The organism is Bartonella sp. F02 (genome assembly GCF_026929975.1).
GTDB lineage: Bacteria > Pseudomonadota > Alphaproteobacteria > Rhizobiales > Rhizobiaceae > Bartonella.
In genome coordinates, this window is the sequence record NZ_JANHOK010000004.1 from 58,625 (window position 1) to 77,344 (window position 18,720).

13 protein-coding genes and 1 pseudogene are annotated in these 18,720 nt (G+C 39.3%); 2 read left to right on the forward strand and 12 right to left on the reverse strand.

Annotated elements, in window-relative coordinates:
- Together NPY00_RS04250 and NPY00_RS04255 are read left to right on the forward strand one after the other, a co-directional pair.
- Window positions 1-870 carry a 50S ribosomal protein L11 methyltransferase gene (locus tag NPY00_RS04250; protein WP_269020833.1) on the forward strand — a complete coding sequence of 290 codons (870 nt, stop codon included), beginning with the start codon at window positions 1-3 and terminating at the stop codon, window positions 868-870.
- A 15-nt stretch (window positions 871-885) separates the two neighbouring features.
- The gene (locus NPY00_RS04255; protein WP_269020834.1) at window positions 886-2,712 is read left to right on the forward strand and encodes an aminopeptidase P family protein; all 1,827 of its coding nucleotides are present in this window, start codon (window positions 886-888) and stop codon (window positions 2,710-2,712) included.
- A 147-nt stretch (window positions 2,713-2,859) separates the two neighbouring features.
- Here NPY00_RS04255 and ligA read toward each other — a convergent pair whose 3' ends face one another.
- The 12 genes and pseudogenes from ligA to NPY00_RS04315 all read right to left on the reverse strand — a co-directional run bounded on the left by ligA (window position 2,860) and on the right by NPY00_RS04315 (window position 18,714).
- Window positions 2,860-5,010, reverse strand: coding sequence for an NAD-dependent DNA ligase LigA (gene ligA, locus NPY00_RS04260; RefSeq protein ID WP_269020835.1), 2,151 nt, complete (start codon window positions 5,008-5,010; stop codon window positions 2,860-2,862).
- Between the two features lie 100 nt (window positions 5,011-5,110).
- The gene (recN, locus tag NPY00_RS04265; protein WP_269020836.1) at window positions 5,111-6,778 is read right to left on the reverse strand and encodes a DNA repair protein RecN; all 1,668 of its coding nucleotides are present in this window, start codon (window positions 6,776-6,778) and stop codon (window positions 5,111-5,113) included.
- A 6-nt stretch (window positions 6,779-6,784) separates the two neighbouring features.
- The gene (locus NPY00_RS04270; protein ID WP_269020837.1) at window positions 6,785-7,675 is read right to left on the reverse strand and encodes an outer membrane protein assembly factor BamD; all 891 of its coding nucleotides are present in this window, start codon (window positions 7,673-7,675) and stop codon (window positions 6,785-6,787) included.
- Window positions 7,676-7,843: 168 nt separating this feature from the next.
- On the reverse strand, window positions 7,844-8,716 hold the full coding sequence (lpxC, locus tag NPY00_RS04275) for a UDP-3-O-acyl-N-acetylglucosamine deacetylase (protein WP_269020938.1): 873 nt from the start codon (window positions 8,714-8,716) through the stop codon (window positions 7,844-7,846).
- 183 nt (window positions 8,717-8,899) lie between these two features.
- Window positions 8,900-10,657 (reverse strand): cell division protein FtsZ, encoded by a 1,758-nt coding sequence (gene ftsZ / locus NPY00_RS04280; protein ID WP_269020838.1) that lies wholly within the window; start codon window positions 10,655-10,657, stop codon window positions 8,900-8,902.
- 67 nt (window positions 10,658-10,724) lie between these two features.
- On the reverse strand, window positions 10,725-12,026 hold the full coding sequence (gene ftsA / locus NPY00_RS04285; protein ID WP_269020839.1) for a cell division protein FtsA: 1,302 nt from the start codon (window positions 12,024-12,026) through the stop codon (window positions 10,725-10,727).
- Window positions 12,023-12,931 carry a cell division protein FtsQ/DivIB gene (locus NPY00_RS04290; RefSeq protein ID WP_269020939.1) on the reverse strand — a complete coding sequence of 303 codons (909 nt, stop codon included), beginning with the start codon at window positions 12,929-12,931 and terminating at the stop codon, window positions 12,023-12,025. The genes ftsA and NPY00_RS04290 overlap by 4 nt, the downstream gene beginning before the upstream one ends.
- Window positions 12,919-13,839 carry a D-alanine--D-alanine ligase gene (locus NPY00_RS04295; RefSeq protein ID WP_269020840.1) on the reverse strand — a complete coding sequence of 307 codons (921 nt, stop codon included), beginning with the start codon at window positions 13,837-13,839 and terminating at the stop codon, window positions 12,919-12,921. Before NPY00_RS04295 ends, NPY00_RS04290 begins: the two co-directional genes overlap by 13 nt.
- A 233-nt stretch (window positions 13,840-14,072) precedes the next feature.
- Window positions 14,073-15,041: a UDP-N-acetylmuramate dehydrogenase gene (gene murB / locus NPY00_RS04300; RefSeq protein WP_269020841.1), complete on the reverse strand. Its 969-nt coding sequence runs from the start codon at window positions 15,039-15,041 to the stop codon at window positions 14,073-14,075.
- Window positions 15,019-16,447, reverse strand: a pseudogene (gene murC, locus NPY00_RS04305) (UDP-N-acetylmuramate--L-alanine ligase). Before murC ends, murB begins: the two are co-directional and overlap by 23 nt.
- On the reverse strand, window positions 16,431-17,567 hold the full coding sequence (gene murG / locus NPY00_RS04310) for an undecaprenyldiphospho-muramoylpentapeptide beta-N-acetylglucosaminyltransferase (RefSeq protein WP_269020842.1): 1,137 nt from the start codon (window positions 17,565-17,567) through the stop codon (window positions 16,431-16,433). The pseudogene murC and the gene murG overlap by 17 nt, the downstream one beginning before the upstream one ends.
- Complete coding sequence (locus tag NPY00_RS04315) at window positions 17,557-18,714, reverse strand: FtsW/RodA/SpoVE family cell cycle protein (RefSeq protein WP_269020843.1); 1,158 nt, start codon at window positions 18,712-18,714, stop codon at window positions 17,557-17,559. Before NPY00_RS04315 ends, murG begins: the two co-directional genes overlap by 11 nt.
- Window positions 18,715-18,720: the final 6 nt, after the last annotated feature.

An 18,720-nucleotide genomic window follows, 5' to 3' on the forward strand; every position in this document is an offset into this window, starting at 1 on the left:
ATGTCACAGCAAATTCGTTTATATTGTACAGCTTCCAAAAATGAAGCAGAGCAGTTTTATACTCTTCTGGAAAGAGCCTTTGATGAAGAAGGATATCCTCTTGCACTAACAGAAATCGATGAAAAAAATGCTGTCTATGAGCTTTCATTGTATATTGATCAAAATAATCAAGAAAGTATTTGCAAACGTTTTGCTCATATTCTTTCTCTTAGTTCAGATAAAATTAAAATGGAAGTTCTGCCCGATATCGATTGGGTTCAACAAAGTCTTGAAGGACTAAAACCTATCCATGCTGGTCCATTTTTTCTTCACGGAAGCCACAGTCGAGAAGATATTCCACCTCATATGTTGTCTATCGAAATTGAAGCAAGTCAAGCTTTTGGAACAGGTCATCATGGAACAACATCCGGTTGTTTAGAAATGATTACCAAAGTGATGCACAACGAAAATCCTAAAAATGCTCTCGATCTTGGAACAGGAAGCGGTGTCTTAGCTATTGGTATTGCCATGCTCAAACCTATAACTATTCTTGCATCTGATATTGATCCAATTGCTGTTCAAGTCGCACAACACAATATTACACTCAATGGAGTAGAAAAATATGTTACAGCTATCACCGCTCCAGGTCTCCATCATGAAAAAATCGCCTCACATGCGCCTTTTGACCTTATCGTCGCGAATATCCTTGCTAATCCTTTGATTGAACTTGCTCCAGAAATAACACAGATAATGCAAAAAAATGGATCAATCATCTTATCTGGGATTCTTGAAGAACAGCATGATAATGTTTTAAACGTCTATATAAAACATGGCCTAAAACATATTGAAACATATCACCGCCAAGGGTGGGTTACTTTACATTTAAAATAAACGAAAAATGCTATTATGTACCAATCTTTTGAAGCTATAAGCAATCCTTTTCACTCAGCAGACCGCATTTCAGCTCTTCGTCAAAAACTAGATCATTTTGGATTAGATGGATTTCTCATTCCACGAACAGATGAACATCAAGGAGAATATGTTCCTCCACACGCTCAGCGTCTTAGCTGGCTAACAGGTTTTACTGGATCAAATGGAACAGCATTAATTTTAAAAAACAGAGCCATCATATTCACAGATGGTCGGTACACACTCCAAGTCCGTCAACAAACCGATCCTAATATTTTTGATTATGAAGATCTAACAACTTGCTCACCATCACAATGGCTTGAACAAAATGGTCAACAGCTTTCTATTGGTTTTGACCCATGGCTTCACACTATTGCAGCAACAGCAGCCCTAAGACAAGCTGTAGAGATAAATTCAGGCGGACAACTTATAGCAGTCGAGCATAATCTCATTGATATGATCTGGGATGATCAACCGCCATTACCACAAACGGCTCTATCAATTCAATCTCTCAAATATGCAGGCTACCGTCCTGATGAAAAATTAGCAGTAATTTGCAAAAATATACAAAAATCCGATGCAAGCGCTTTTATTTTCACAGACTTATCTTCTATTGCATGGCTATTCAATATACGAGGCAATGATGTTTCTAACACACCTTTTTCTCTTTGCTTTGCCATTGTCCCTGTTAAAGGAATGCCTTCCTTATTTATTAATAGCAAAAAAATTGGCGCAGAACAAAGACAATATCTAGAAAAATATACAGAATTATATGAACCAGAAAAATTTATTCCAACAATAAAAACTTATATTCAAACAGGTATAGTTTTTGCTTTAGATCCATTGCTCACATGCGAAAAACTGCACACTGTTATTAAAGAAGAAAAGAGTTCTTTTATTCCACTAACCGATCCTGCAGCTTTACCACGAGCCACTAAAAATAACACAGAATTAAACGGTGCACGCAAAGCACATTTGCGTGATGGTGTAGCGCTAACTCGCTTTTTTTCTTGGTTAGATAGACAAACACCAGGAACAATTGATGAAATTTCTGCCGCTCAAAAACTAGAAGAATTCCGTATAATAACAGCAAACGAAATGGGAGAAAAACTCGAAGATTTATCTTTTGATACAATCTCTGGAGCGGGTGCTAATGGAGCAATTATTCATTATCGTGTTACGACAGAAACAAACAGAAATCTTAATGCCGGTGAGCTTTATCTCGTTGATTCAGGAGGGCAATATCGAGATGGCACGACAGATGTCACACGTACCGTGGCCATTGGTCATATTGGAACAGAAGAAAAGCGTTGTTTCACGCTTGTCTTAAAAGGTATGATCGCTCTCTCTACCGCCTATTTTCCAAAAGGAACACGAGGGCAAGACATTGATGTTTTAGCGCGTATTGAATTATGGAAAGCTGGTTTTGATTATGCACATGGAACCGGTCATGGAGTGGGTTCTTATCTCTCTGTTCATGAAGGACCACAAAATATTTCGCGTTACGGAAGCCAAGAACTTCTTCCTGGAATGATTGTTTCTAATGAACCAGGATATTACCGCAAAGGAGCTTTTGGCATTCGCATTGAAAATTTAATGATTGTAAAACCAGCACAAAAAATTATAGCTGGTGATATAGATATGCTTTCATTTGAAACATTGACAAATTGTCCTATTGACCGAAAACTCATTTTACCAGAACTTTTAACCTCACAAGAACGACAGTGGCTTAATGATTACCATGCGCATGTTTATCAGATGAATGCGCCTTACTTAAATAAAGAAGATACAGACTGGCTAAAAGAAGCAACAACCCCTCTTTAATACGATAAAAACCTTTTTCTTATAGTTTTTCTTTAAACCTTTCTCTAAGTTTTCTGTAAGAGGTTTTGAGTGAAAAAATAACGTCTATAATGGATAGCATGCAACCGTTACATCAGTATATTTTGTGACGTCTCAAAAAAATAAAACTTAATACCCTTTTATCAACTGAAGCCAAGATTCTTCATCTATAATCTCAATTCCCAATTCTTTTGCTTTGGTCAATTTCGATCCCGCTTCAAGTCCAGCAACAAGAAGATCAGTTTTTTTAGAAATAGAACCAGATGTCTTTGCACCTAATCGTTCCGCCAATGCCTTTGCTTCATCACGTGACATATGTGTAAGAGTTCCAGTAAAAACAATCACTTTGCCTACAATTGGAGAAGATTCGACCATAACAAGTTCTTCATCAAGAGGAGTTACTTCTTGAAGCAGAACTGACAAAATGTCACGATTATGTTGTTCTTGATAAAAATCAACAATTGCTTCCGCTACACGAGGTCCAATTCCTTCGATATTCGTTAGTTCTACCCATGCTTCATTCCCTTTATCAGTCTTATCTCGTGGCATAATAGCGGTTATTGCCGCTGCTTCAAAAGCAGTATAACTGTGATAAGAACGTGCGAGACGCCGTGCATTAACCTCCCCAACATGACGAATTCCTAAAGCAAATAAAAAACGACTTAAAGAAATTTTTCTTCGAGCATTAATGGCATTATAAAGTTTGCGAACAGAAACCGTTCCAAAACCTTCCATATTTTCTAAGCGAATGAGTGAATGTTCTTGACGCCGCTGTAAAGTAAAAATATCTGCTGGCGAATGAATATAAAGCGCTGGATCTTGAGCATGAAAGAAAAATTCAACTTGTTTTTCACCAAGCCCCTCAATATCAAAAGCATTCCGTGAAACGAAATGACGAATACGTTCAATCGCTTGCGCAGGACAAATAAGCCCCCCCGTACATCGACGTACTGCTTCATCCACTTCGCGAACAGCATGACTGCCACAAGCAGGACAAAGATCAGGAAAAACAAAAGCCTGTGCATCTTTGGGACGCTTTTCAATGATAACGTCAACAATTTGAGGAATGACATCACCAGCACGCTGCACAATGATAGTATCACCGATACGGATATCACGTCCTTCTCGAAGTGTTTCACCTTTATTGCCAATTCCTTTGATATAATCTTCATTATGCAAACTGGCATTCGTGATGACTACACCACCCACTGTAACAGGTATAAGACGCGCTACAGGTGTTAATGCTCCCGTTCTCCCTACTTGAATATCAATATCTTTTAAAAGAGCCATCGCTCTTTCTGCTGGAAATTTATGTGCAATTGCCCAACGTGGCGAACGAGATACAAAGCCCAACCGCATTTGCAGTGCTAAATCATTAACCTTATACACAACACCATCAATGTCATAATTTAAGTGCGGGCGACACTCTTCAATAGAGTGATAATATGAAATAAGATCTTCGACTTTTTCAAAAACGTTTGTTAATGAATTAGTAACAAAACCATATTCTTTTAATTTTTCTATCATCTCTATTTGACTGTGAGCAGGCATCTCACTCACCTCGCCCCAAGCGTAAGCAAAAAATTTGAGCTTTCTTTTAGCTGTTACGCGTGAATCAAGCTGACGTAAAGAACCAGCAGCAGCATTTCGAGGATTCGCAAAAGGTGACTTCCCCTCCTCTTGTTGGCTCATATTGAGCTCTTGAAAATCATCTCGTCCCATATATACTTCACCACGAACTTCTATAATATGAGGAAATTCTCCCTGCAAAATCTGTGGAATGTCAGAAATTGTCCGTGCATTTAAAGTAACATTTTCACCTACATACCCATCACCACGCGTTACAGCACGAACCAGTTTTCCTTTTTCATAACGCAAAGACAAAGATAAACCATCAATTTTCGGTTCCGCTGTTATTTCTAGTATCTGTGTTTCTGGCAGTTGTAGAAAACGGCGAATACGTTGCATAAATTCACTAACATCTTCAAAATTAAATGCATTATCAAGAGAAAGCATTGCTTGTGCATGAACAGATTTTTCAAATTTTTCAGAAACCGGCGCACCCACTTTATAAGAAGGAGAATCTGCACGAATTAATTCTGGAAAAAGAGCTTCAATTTCCTCATTACGACGACGAAGTGCATCATAGTCCGCGTCCGAAATTTCAGGTTGATCTTCATTATTATAAAGCACATCATGACGTGCTATCTCTTTAGCTAACCACTCTAATTCACTTGCTGCTTCCAAAGCAGTTAAGTTCGTAACATCTTTTTTACTCATCAAAACTCTATTCCAAATAGCTAGCTATAATCATATAAATCTGCTCTCTTTGGCACAAAAAAGAAGCCAAATGAGCACCATTTTTGTATCATTTAATTCGTTACATTTTCGCTAAAAGCTTTTTGGCTGCTGCACGGGCTTCTTCAGTAATTTCTTCTCCAGCCAACATGCGTGCAATTTCTTCTATGCGTTCGTGTTCCTCAATTTTATGAACAGCTGTAATAAACTGTCCTTTGTCAACACTTTCAATTTTTGAAATCAAAAAATGAGTATGCGCTTTCGAAGCAACCTGAGGCGCATGGGTAACAGCAAATACTTGCACATTTTTTGATAAATGAAGCAGACGTTGCCCAATAGCAGCCGCAACTGCTCCTCCAACACCTGTATCAATTTCATCAAAAATCAGTGTAGGCGCAGATCCACGATCTGCCAAAACAACTTTTAATGCCAATAAAAAACGTGATAACTCACCACCAGAAGCAACACTCAATAGTGGTCCAGCCTGTGTTCCTGGATTTATTCGCACCCAATATTCAACACGATCGATACCATCTGGGCCGCGTTTTTCAATACTACTTTGTATTTCAACGATAAATTCTGCTTTTTCTAATTTTAATGCTGGTAACTCATTCATTACACTGGCAGATAGATGATGTGCGACTTCTTGACGTTTTTTAGAAAGCGACTGTGCTAACGTGTCATATTTCTTTTGTGCTTCTCGTGCTTCAGTTTCTAAATGCTGCAATGTCACTTGAGCCGTTTCAAAATTAGAAAGTTCATTCGCCATTTTATCGCGTAATTGAGCTAATTCAGCTACAGTAACACGATATTTTCGTGCAAATCCCCGAAGAGAAAAAAGACGTTCTTCTATTTGTTCCAATTCACCAGTATCAAAATCTAACGCCTGCATAGCAACTTCAATCCCCTCCTGTGCTGTTGCAAGTGCATGCAATGCACTATCAATAGATTGCACCACAGGCGTAATCAGCTCTTGCGCTTCAGGAATTTTTCGCTCTAAACGTCTCACTAAATTGGAAAGTACAGGAATTGGTGATTTTGAACCATTTAAAAGATCATTGGCTTCTTTAATGTCTATTGCTATTTTTTCTAATTTAAGCATATCCGCACGGCGATTGGATAGCACTTCTTCTTCATCAACTTTGAAATCAAATTTATCAAGCTCTTCCACACTCGCACGAAGATAATCAGAATCACGCAGAGCATTTTCCACTTTAAGACGCTGTTGCTGTACACGTTCTTCTAATTCGTTCCATATCCGATAACACTCACGTAAATGCTCTGTTTCCTTTTCAAGCCCACCAAAAGCGTCTAATAATTGACGATGCGTCCCAATATCAACAAATGCACGATCATCATGCTGTCCATGAATTTCAACTAACAAGCGACCAACATTGCGCATCAATGCAACACTCGCAACTTGATCATTAATGAAAACACGACTACGACCATCTTTTGATTGGACACGTCTTAAGATAATATCACCTTCATCATCAAAACCACTTTCACGAAGTAGTTGACGTGCGGGATGTGCAAGAGGAACATCAAAAACAGCTGTCACCTGCCCACGTTCTGCACCATGGCGCACAAGCGAAGCATCACCTCGCCCGCCAAGAGCTAACGATAAAGAATCGAGCAGAATAGATTTTCCAGCACCCGTTTCTCCCGTTAAAATAGACAGCCCTTCTGCAAAGCGAACATCGAGCTTTTCGATCAAAACTATATCATGAATCGAAAGCTGCACCAGCATATGAAATTAACGCACTTTATTCTTGTTACCACTCAAAACATTTGAAATCCAAGAAGATTTATGCTCGTGCGGTAATATATTACTTTTTCGTAGCAAATTATAAGCAAATTGATACCATTGACTTGTAGGATAACTACGCTTCAAAATAGCTGTAGCTGTTTGCGCTTCCATGATTAAACCAAGAGATAAATTAACTTCAGTCAAGCGATAAAGGGCTTCTTCAATTTGATGTGTATCGGAATATTCTTCAATGACCGTACGAAAACGTCTACTTGCAGCAAGATACTTTCGTCCTTTTTCATAATAACGACCAATCTGCATTTCTTTACCAGCCAATTGTTCTCGTGCCAAACGTATTTTAGCTTTCGCATCCTTAACATACTTAGATTGCGGATAAAGTTCTATTAAAAGCTGCATAGCAGCAATAGCTCGTTTAGTTTCTTGCTGATCACGCGTAACATCACGAATTTGGCTAAAAGAAGAAAGACCAATGATATAATAAGCATAAGCAGTATCATCTGCTGAAGGATGCAGCGTCACATAGTGTTGTGCCATACTAATTGCATCATCATATTTACCTAATTTATAATTTACAAAAGCACCCATCACTAAAGATTTACGCCCCCACTCCGTATAAACATGCTGTTTCTCAATAACAGAAAACTTCTTCGACGCTTCCTCAAGTTTTCCTGCATTCAGATAAGCAACAGCTTGTTTATACAAAACATCTGGTGGATCTATTGTTAAAACATGCGCTGAAGGATTAATAGTATTATTCCCTTTATTGAAGCATCCTGACAGTACAAGTACGCCCCCTCCCAAAAAACCAATTAATATTTTGCGTACAACGTTAGATTTCCTATGTGCTATATTGTTAGTATATATATTATTTATCATAGTTTTTCTAACCTCCAGAAAATACCACCCTAGTAAAACACTCATCATAAGCGGTTTATACTCTTACACCCTCGGCCTCATAACCGAATTTATAAGCATCCCAAAAATCATTTGCCTCAACAACAAAATAGAATACAGCTATTTTTTTCAAATTTACTCTTATTTTACCTATAAAGTGCTTTTTTCATAACATGATTCGTCAACCAAAACAGCTTTAACTAATTGCGAATTAAGTTTGTGGCCACCATAGTAAGAGCGAAATAAACCAATAAAAGGCGCTCCCAACAAAGCAGTATCACCAATAGCATCAAGCATTTTATGCCGAACACACTCATCTTCAAAATAAAGTCCAGTTGGATTCATAACTTGATCATTAAGATCAAAAATTAAAGAATTTTCCAAAGAAGATCCTAATCCTTTTCCTAAAACTTGCAACTGCTCTAAATCTTTAAGAAACCCAAAGGTTCGTGCACGCGATAAATCATCCCTAAATTTCTGTGATGTCAGATCAAAAATGAATTGTTGCTTTCCAATAGCAGGGGAAGAAAAATTGATTGTAACATCAAACTGACATCCATCGAATGGCAAAATTTCTGCGAAACCATTCATTGTTTCAATACGCACTGGTTTTTTTATAATAAAATAGGTTCGTAATGCAGACTGTTGCATAACACCAACGTGTTCAAAACTCTGACAATATTGCCAAGAAGAACCATCTAAAATAGGAACCTCATTACTCGATACTTCAATAACAAGATTATCCAAATTATAAGCCGCAATTGCAGCCATCAAATGCTCAATCGTCTCAACCCTTACATCTCCATGTCCGAGTGTTGTTGACAATGTAGTTTTTCCCGTTTGAAACGCATGTGCTAAAAATTTTTGTTCTTTAATACCTAATCCACAACGTTTAAAAACAATACCATGCCCAATATCAGCCGGATATATTTTTACTACAGACCTTTCCCCACTATGAACTCCATATCCTTCAAATGTCACGATATCTTTAAGTGTTGATTGATATTTGTTCACTGAATTTATAACATCACTTTCCTATTTTTTTAATAATTTTTAGAGTATCCATAAAATTACTAAAAAATCATCATACCATAATAAACCCGCTTATTATAAGCGGGTTTATAAAGAACAACAAAAAAATTATACAAGTTTCACACAATTTTCTGTCATAAAAACTTTTACTTTACGAAAAAATCTTTCTATTCATTAATGTGCTTGACGCCGTAAAAATGCAGGTATTTCCAACTGCTCTTCTTCACCAATAAAAGCCTGTTGATCTCGTGATACACGTGACTGTACATCCGAAGAACGACGAGGAGCATAAACAAGAGAATCCTGAGATAAAGCCTGAGAACTTTTATTAGAGACATAAGGCTCTCTACTCTGAACAGGCTTTACCGCAGGTTCTAAACGAGCTTCTGGTTCAACCTCTTCACGATAGATTAAACTTTGTTTCAAACGCTGCCAAAGATTACGAGGTCCCTGATCAGCAGTAGAAGATCCTCTATTTTCAACATGAGAAACGGAAGGAAAATCTTTTAACTCAGGCATACGCATCGAAACTGAACGTGGCTGCGCTTGTACTCTCTTTTCTTTATGTTCAACAACTTCAGTTGCTTCATCAGAAATGCGCACTGCCGCTTCCATATCCATAGCTATAGCTGTAGATTGTTGAGCAATACGACCAACCTGCATACGCTGCGTATTGTATACTTGTCCCTGTGAAACATTTTGCTCATAAAGATTAGGATTCACGCTTCGTGTAGAGATTGCATCTGTAGGCTGCACAAAAATTTTACTTTTTGGACGAAACTGCTCTTCAAGAGATTGATTTCCACCAACTTCAAATGTCTCCATCGTCTCTGTCGCTGTCTCAGAACGTGATGATGGCGTTTGTTGAATCTGAGATGAAGACTGTGATGAATTATTTTCACTTTTTCGCAATGGAGCCGTAGGTTTTTGAAGTTTAGGATTAGAAGGTTGAACAATGTCACTTCCTTCACGATCAATTCCCGTTGCAACAACCGACACCCGAATAACGCCTTCAAGCGATTCATCATCAATAGCACCAAAGATAACATTCGCATCAGAATCAACTTCTTCACGAATACGATTAGCAGCCTCATCCACTTCAAATAAAGTCATATCACGACCCCCAGTAATGGAAATCAAAAGACCGCGAGCACCACGCATAGAGGTATCATCTAACAACGGGTTAGCAATCGCAGCTTCAGCTGCAGCCAAAGCACGCCCTTCTCCAGATGCCTCACCTGTTCCCATCATCGCACGACCCATTTCATGCATAACAGAGCGAACATCAGCAAAATCAAGGTTAATAAGCCCCTCTTTTATCATCAAATCCGTAATAGAAGCGACACCAGAATACAAAACCTGATCAGCCATAGCAAAAGCGTCTGCAAATGTTGTTTTTTCATTCGCAATACGAAAAAGATTCTGATTAGGAATCACAATCAACGTATCAACAGATTTTTGCAATTCTTCTATACCAGCTTCCGCCGTTTTCATACGGCGCGCACCTTCAAATTGAAACGGTTTTGTTACAACACCAACGGTCAAAATACCTTTTTCACGCGCTGCCCGAGCGACAACAGGCGCTGCTCCTGTTCCAGTACCTCCGCCCATACCAGCAGTAATAAAAACCATATGAGAATCCGCAAGATGATCAATAATCTCATCGATACATTCTTCTGCAGCAGCTTGCCCAACTTCCGGCAAAGCGCCAGCACCCAAACCTTCTGTAACGGCTGCACCAAGCTGAATAACACGTTCAGCCTTTGACATAGCTAAAGCTTGTGCATCCGTATTGGCAACGACAAAATCAACCCCTTGAAGAGCTGCATTAATCATATTATTTACGGCATTCCCACCACCACCTCCAACACCAAAAACGGTAATACGTGGTTTCAATTCCGCGATATCTGGCCGATGCAGATTAATCGTCATTTTCTTTTCCTTCTCATAAGACATCGCAAGCCAAGCGATGAAATTTAACTTACTTTAACAGACTTACTTAAAAACTCTCACGCAACCATTGACCAACACGCTGAAGATATCCACTCGTGCCTGTCGATAAATGTTTCACTGCAGCTTGCACTGTTTTTTCTTCAAACCCCACCAATTGCGGATAAACCAACAATCCAACAGCAGATGAAAATGCCGCCCCTTTTGCAAGAGAAGGAAGCCTAGAGACACCTAAAGGCCGTCCTATACGAACATTTCTTCCCAATATTGTACGTGCCATCTCAGGCAAACCAGTTAACTGACTTGCTCCCCCTGTCAAAACAACACGCTTCCCAATAATATGACCAAAACCAGAACGATTTAAACAATCACGTAACATTTCTAATATTTCTTCAACACGCGCACGAATAATACGACCAAGAACAGCCCGAGGATACTGAATTTCATGATACTCACTTCCAATTTCCGCCACATTAATCATACGTCGATCATCAGCACTCTCCAGAAACGTCGAACCATACATAACTTTTAAGCGTTCCGCTTCTTCAATAGACATAGAGAATCCACGCGCAACATCAAGAGTCACATGATGTCCACCAACTGCAAGTGTATTCGCGTGAACAAATTTTCCTTCAGCAAATACCGAAAATGTGGTTGTACCACCACCAAAATCAATGCATGCAGCTCCTAAATGCGCTTCATCACCAATTAAAACAGCAAGACCACTAGCAAAAGGTGTCGAAACCATTGCCTCAACGCTTAAATGTGCCCGATTAATGCATACTTCTAAATTACGCAAAGATGCGGTTTCCGCTGTTACAACATGCACATCAACACCAAATAATTCTCCAACCATTCCAACGGGATCAGAAATTCCTTTATCCCCATCCAATGTATAAGACACTGGAATTGAATGCATAATATGGCGTTCAGCATCAAAAGTTTGACGAGAAACATCTGCTAATGCTCTACGCATATCGCGCGGAGTTACTTCACGCCCTCCCAAGCGTACTGTTCCTTTCACAAAAGTACTTTGCAACCGGCTCGAAGAAAAATTCACAATCACCGAATCCACAATCAAACCAGCCATTTTTTCTGCTGCATCAACAGCCAAACGTATTGACTGTTCCACAGCAAACATATCCATTACAACCCCAGACTTAATCCCTCGTGAACGCTGGACACCAAAACCTAAAATCTCTACAGAATGCGTGCGACCGTGCAAATATTGCGTATATTCTAAAGGACGCAAACAAGCAATAAGACAAACAATCTTACTTGACCCAACATCAAGAACTGTCAGAAAACGCGCCTTACGCCCCCCTCCATGATGTGATCTCAGTAACATCATAAACTCCCTGCCTTTAATTTCTTTAAGATACGTTCTTCCTCTTTGACATTAGCATAATAACGCGCTAATTCCTCATCAGATAAAGCAACAGTCATGCGATCAGAAAGACGCAAATCAATACTTAAAATATTACGAGACAAAAGATCTTCTATTACTCCTCGCTCAATAAGAGAAGCAAGTCTTTCAATAGCTTTCTTCTCGGGCAACATAATCTGCATTCCATTATCTAAGAAAATATCCCAACGCCGATCACCTACACGCACATAAGAACGAATCCGAGTATGCAAGTGCGGATACGCAGAAAGTGCTTGTATAAAAAATTGAGCTTCCTTTTGCGCACCAGAACCAACCACAAGAGGCAACCCAGAAACCAAATCTGCTTGGAATGGAACAATGACATACCCTGTGCGATCAATAATATCCACCATACCATTATGTTGCCAAATCGCATAAGGTTCACGTTCAATCATAGCAATTTTTATCTGATTAGGATAAATTTTTTGAACAACAGCCGATTGTATCCAAGGTTGCTGTTCCAAAATAGAACGTGCTTTATCAACGTCAAAATCAACAATTGATAACTGAGCATTCAGCCCCAAAACTGTCAAAACATCTTTCTTCGCAGTACGTTTATTGCCACTCATATAAACATCCGTAATCATAAGACCGACACTAGATGTTGTAGTTTTCACAACATTCTTCATACGCCCACTCGATGAAATTCCATAAAGCGCAGAAAGAAAGAAAAAAAGCAAAACAGCAAAAGAACCAAAATGGCGCGGAACATAATTATCTAACAAAGCGAACTGGAGAACAAACCCTGAAAAGCGACGATAAAAACGCGGCAAAAATGCTCCTGAGCACACCGCTAAAGTATCTACCTTCTCAACACTCAACGCATACATGACGCGTCCTCCACCATCCACTTAACAAGATCACCGTAAGTACGGCCACTTACTTTTGCAATATCAGGGACAAGAGAAGTTGGCGTCATACCAGGCTGCGTATTAATTTCAAGCCAAACCAGCTCTCCTGTTTCCTCATCAAAACGAAAATCAGAACGACTAACACCTCGACAACCAATAGCCTGATGCGCCGTTAAAGACATTCTTTGCACCTTTTGGTAAATATTTGGTGAAAGTTGAGCAGGGCAAATATGAAGAGATCCACCAAACTTGTATTTCGAGTCATGATCATAAAACCGAAAATGTTTATCCGGCATAATTTCACAAACATCTAAAACTTCATCACCCAAAACAGCACAAGTAAGCTCACGCCCTCCAATATATTTTTCAACAATCACCTCATCTTCATACCCCCACTGTGCACTCACAATACTTTGTGGAGGCAAAACTTCACCACTCCTCACAATCACAACACCAAAACTCGACCCTTCACGCACGGGTTTAATCACATAAGGCGGCTCCATTGGATGCTCTAATTCTATAGCAAAACGATTCATCACACGAGAAGGAGCAACTGTAACACCAGCGCTCTCCGCAACAATTTTTGCACGCCCTTTATCCATTGCTAACGCCGATGCCATAACACCAGAATGCGTATAAGGTATTTTCAAATATTCAAGAATCCCTTGGATACATCCATCCTCACCAAACGTTCCATGCAGTGCATTCAAAGCAACATCTGGCTGCATTTCTTCCAAAACAGAAGCAATCCGGCCATCAACATCAACACGACTTACACGATATCCTTGCTTCTCAAGAATATCAGCACACCCCTCACCAGAAGATAAACTAATAGAGCGCTCAGATGAAAACCCGCCCATCAGCACAGCAATATGCTTATCCTCCATAACATTATCCCTCTTTACACACTAGATATAGATTTCTAAAAATCGTAAACACTACACATAGGAAAAAGTATGATTTATCCTTGCGAATCAATCATCTAGCATTTGCTCTAATGAATCAGAATCACACGCATGAAGCAAGAGCTTCTCTGTTAATTTGTTGATTTTTAATGTATTTTTTTATTATCTCTTTGAAATGACTCATTTTTTAGAGACATAAAAATAAATTGATGAAATTATTCAAAAAAAGAAACAATACGCCCTAGTTCAAATTGACCAACACGCTGTATTTCCCACTGTAGCGAATGAGCCGAATGTGAAAAAACGCGAGCGCGAACTGTCTCTCCCAATGTTTCAAGATCATAACCTGTCGCTTGCCCCGTATTAATCATAAAATTACAGTGCATTTCACTCATTTGCGCATCACCAACTCGTAAACCACGGCACCCTGCTTCATCAATAACGCGCCATGCAGATATCCCTTCAGGATTACGAAAAGTTGATCCGCCTGTTTTTTCGCGAATAGGTTGCACTGTTTCCCGATGATGTACAACCTCATCCATTGCAGCACGAATTTTATCTTTATCTCCTAGCTCTCCTTCTAATAAAGCAGCCGTAAAAATAAGATTTTCAGAAACATCACAATGACGATAAGAATAATGCATATCTTCCAAACTCAAAACATGATGCTGTCCTTGACGATCAAGGGCATAGACCTCAACAACGCGCGCAGCTGTTTCAAGGCCATTAGCCCCAGCATTCATTCTTAAAGCTCCCCCGAAAGATCCAGGAATACCATAATAAAAATGGAACCCAGAAATTCCAGCATTTAAAGCTGCTGTTGCTAAATGCTTATCGGGCACACCCGCACCAACTAAAAAACGCGTTGAAGAAATTTGTTGAATCTTTCTAAAATTTTTCTCTGAAAGACGAATAACAACACCAGGAATCCCTCCATCACGCACCAAAAGATTAGAGCCAATCCCTACAATGGTTACTGGAACAGATTTAGGAAGCACTTGAAGAAATAAAGCTAGATCAGTTTCGTCAGCAGGTTGATAAAAAAGTTCAGCCAATCCACCCGCACGAAACCACGTCACCTTACGAATATCAACATTGGGCGTTAATTTCCCTTTTATATCACTTAATACTGGACGCAATTGAGCTAAAAGCGCTTCACCATCAATGGGCTGAAAATCCATCATCACGATCTCAATCCTGCTAATTGATTTGGAAAATCATAAGCCCATTGTGTAATATTACCCGCACCAAGAAAAACCACATAATCTCCAGACTGAGCAAATTCAGCCACAACAGAAACAGCATCCTCTAAAGATTGAATCAAACGCACATCACGATGACCAGCCATTTGAATATGCTCTACTAAATCTTCAGAACCGAAACCAACAATAGGCTCTTCACCAGCTGCATAAACTGGTGCAATCATCACTATATTAGCATCATTAAAGCAAGTAACAAAATCATCAAACAAATGATGTAAACGCGAATAACGGTGCGGTTGCACAACAGCAATAACACGCCCTTTTGTACTTTCTCGAGCCGCACATAAAACAGCTTTTATTTCAGCTGGATGATGTCCATAATCATCAAATATTTCAACACCACGCCAACTCCCCACTTGTGTAAAACGACGTTTAACCCCTCCAAACTCTGCTAATCCTTTTCGAATAAACTCATTTGAAATTCCAAGCTCATGAGCAACGGCAATTGCTGCAGTTGCATTAGAAACATTGTGTTGTCCTGACATTGGTAAAACTAAATCTTTAAGTTCAGTTTCGAGACCTGTTTTGCGTGAGCGAATGAGAATATCAAAATGTGTTTTCTGACCTTCCATAACAAGATTAAGAAAACGGATATCAGCTTGTGGATTTGATCCATAAGTAATCACACGACGTTCATCAATCCGACTAGCCAGTGCCTGCACCTCTGGATGATCAAGACATATAACGGAAAATCCATAGAAAGGGACATTCTTGACAAATTGTTGAAAAGCCTCACGAACAGCATCAAAACTACCATAATGATCTAAATGCTCAGCATCTATATTCGTAACCACAGCAATATCAGCAGGCAATTTTAAAAATGTACCATCACTTTCGTCAGCTTCAACGATCATCCAATCACCGTTCCCTACACGGGCATTGGTTCCATATGCATTGATAATGCCTCCGTTAATAACAATTGGATCAAAATGGCCAGTATCTAAAAGCGCTGCAACCATTGATGTTGTCGTTGTTTTTCCATGCGTTCCACCTATAGCGATTGCACGACGAAAGCGCATCAATTCAGCAAGCATTTCCGCTCGCCTCACAACCGGTAAATTTTTTTCCTTAGCAGCAATATATTCAGGATTTGTTTTCTTTATAGCAGTAGAAATCACAACAACTTCTGCGGCTCCTAAATGATCAGGATGATGCCCTATATAGACTTTAATCCCTTTATTCCGTAAACGCTCAACATTTATGCTATCCGATTGATCAGATCCTTGAACTTCATACCCAAGATTATGTAAAACCTCAGCAATTCCACTCATTCCAATACCGCCGATCCCCACAAAATGAATAAGGCCAATATTAAGCGGCATTTTCATCCCAAAACTCCCTTTTAATATCTGATAATGATTGTCCTGCAATCAGCCCTTCTGCAACATGAGCAAGAAGATTAGTTGCATGAGATTTTCCAGCTTTTTTTGCAGCCATTGCCTGTTTTGTCAATAAATGTGGCTCATAACAAATTTTCGTTAGAAAAGAAGCGAGAGTTTGCGCATTTAAATCTTTTTCTCGCATAATTTCAGCTCCTCCTGTCTCAGCAAGTATAGCAGCGTTTTCTGCTTGATCATGATCAAGAGCTTGAGGATACGGAATAAGTAAAGCTGGCCGACCAATCACAGCAATTTCACAAACTGTTGAAGCACCAGCACGCGACATTATAAAATGCGATCGAGCAATACGCTCAGCCATATCATCAAAAAAAGGAGCAATTTCTGCTTGCACTCCCATATCCGCATAAATTTTTGCTAAATTTTCTGATTCACCACATGTCTGCTGAACAATACGTAAACGCTTCCGCAATTTTTCATCAAGCAAAGCAATCGCCTCAGGAACAACTTGCGAAAAGAAAGAAGCTCCTTGACTTCCACCAAAAACCAAAAAGTGAAATGGTTCTTCACCCATAGAAGGAGAATAGGGAATCTCTGCAGCCTTGAGAATAGCATCACGAATAGGATTCCCTGTTAGAAACATTTTATGAGTGTAAACGCTATCCATTGATAATAAACCACCTGCTATTGCATTAACTCGAGCTGCCAACATCCTATTTGCACGCCCCATAACTGCATTTTGCTCATGGATAAATGTAATATAGCCCATGAAGGTAGAAATTAAAACGGGTGGGAAACTAGGATACCCTCCAAATCCACCAACAAGAGCAGGACGCAATTTACGAAAAAGTAACCACGATTGCCCCATTCCTTTCAAGATATGCCAAAATGTTTTTATAAGCGCAAAAGGGCAGCGTCGTTTTAATGTTGCCGATGAAATAATATGAACATGTTCTTCATCAAAATGACGCACAAAACGTCTTGCTCTTTCATCCGTTGCCAGATGAACATCATATCCACGCCGCCTTAACTCAACTGCAAGAGCTTCTGCAGGAAAAAGATGTCCTCCTGTACCGCCAGCAGCTAAAATAACAACTTTTTTATGTGTCATAAGAAGCATCCGAAATGATAGGTGTTGAAAAAGCTGAATGTCGCGCTTCTGGCCAACGGCGCGTCAAACTCAGTAAAATACCCATAGAAATAGCGATCGCTATCATAGATGAACCACCATAAGAAATAAATGGCAATGTCATTCCTTTTGGAGGAATTAAATGAAGATTAACGGCCATATTAATTCCTGACTGAAAACCAATCATCATCGCCATCCCAGTAGTCGCCAGACGTGTAAATAAATCACGCGTATTTGAAGCTATATAGAGTGAACGTACAACAATAAAACAAAAGAGAACTACAATAAATAAACAGAGAACAATACCATATTCTTCAGCGGCAACAGAAAAGACAAAATCAGTATGACTATCAGGAAGAAGACGCTTAACTGTACCTTCACCAGGGCCTTGTCCAAACCATCCCCCATTTAAAATAGCTTCACGCCCTACATCAACTTGAAATGTATCACCTTCACCGGTTAAAAAACCGTTGATCCGTTCACGCACATGATGAACAAAAGAATAAGCCAAAAAAGCACCCAAAGCACCTAAAGCAAGTAATATTCCAATAACGACAAGAGAAACACCAGCAATAAAAAACAAACCTCCCCACGTTAAACTGATCAAAAGAGTTTGGCCGATATCAGGCTGTAAAATAAGGAGAACAGAACAAAGAGCATAAAGAACAATCGCTAATACATAACCCCAAATACTTTTACGCCGTATCTGCTCTGAAAATAGCCAAGCAGACATAATAACAAAAGCTGGCTTCATAAACTCTGAAGCTTGTACAGAAAAACCAAAAACAGAAATCCAACGCCGTGCTCCTTTTAATTCAGGCCCTAATAATAAAGTAGCAACCATAAGCATAAGCGTCACAATCAACAAAAGAGCACATAAACGACGGATATTACGAGGAGTAAAAAAAGAGAGAATAACCATTGTAAAAAACGCAGGAATACTAAAAATGATATGCCAACGAACAAAATAAAAACTATCAATAATTCCTATTTTTTTTGCAACAGAAGGACTCGCTGCAAAAGAAAGCATAATGCCAATTCCTATCAGAATGATACATACAGCAAAGATAGAGCGATCAATCGTCCACCACCAATTAGCAATTGGATCTCGACTTGCACGAGTAACCATGATCCT

Excerpts from the sequence above, each read along its gene's own strand:
- NPY00_RS04250 (WP_269020833.1), top strand. The coding sequence starts at position 1 with ATGTCACAGCAAATTCGTTTATATTGTACAGCTTCCAAAAATGAAGCA.
- NPY00_RS04255 (WP_269020834.1), top strand. The coding sequence starts at position 886 with ATGTACCAATCTTTTGAAGCTATAAGCAATCCTTTTCACTCAGCAGAC.
- ligA (WP_269020835.1), bottom strand. The coding sequence starts at position 5,010 with ATGAGTAAAAAAGATGTTACGAACTTAACTGCTTTGGAAGCAGCAAGT.
- recN (WP_269020836.1), bottom strand. The coding sequence starts at position 6,778 with ATGCTGGTGCAGCTTTCGATTCATGATATAGTTTTGATCGAAAAGCTC.
- NPY00_RS04270 (WP_269020837.1), bottom strand. The coding sequence starts at position 7,675 with ATGATAAATAATATATATACTAACAATATAGCACATAGGAAATCTAAC.
- ftsZ (WP_269020838.1), bottom strand. The coding sequence starts at position 10,657 with ATGACGATTAATCTGCATCGGCCAGATATCGCGGAATTGAAACCACGT.
- ftsA (WP_269020839.1), bottom strand. The coding sequence starts at position 12,026 with ATGATGTTACTGAGATCACATCATGGAGGGGGGCGTAAGGCGCGTTTT.
- NPY00_RS04290 (WP_269020939.1), bottom strand. The coding sequence starts at position 12,931 with ATGTATGCGTTGAGTGTTGAGAAGGTAGATACTTTAGCGGTGTGCTCA.
- NPY00_RS04295 (WP_269020840.1), bottom strand. The coding sequence starts at position 13,839 with ATGGAGGATAAGCATATTGCTGTGCTGATGGGCGGGTTTTCATCTGAG.
- murB (WP_269020841.1), bottom strand. The coding sequence starts at position 15,041 with ATGATGGATTTTCAGCCCATTGATGGTGAAGCGCTTTTAGCTCAATTG.
- murG (WP_269020842.1), bottom strand. The coding sequence starts at position 17,567 with ATGACACATAAAAAAGTTGTTATTTTAGCTGCTGGCGGTACAGGAGGA.
- NPY00_RS04315 (WP_269020843.1), bottom strand. The coding sequence starts at position 18,714 with ATGGTTACTCGTGCAAGTCGAGATCCAATTGCTAATTGGTGGTGGACG.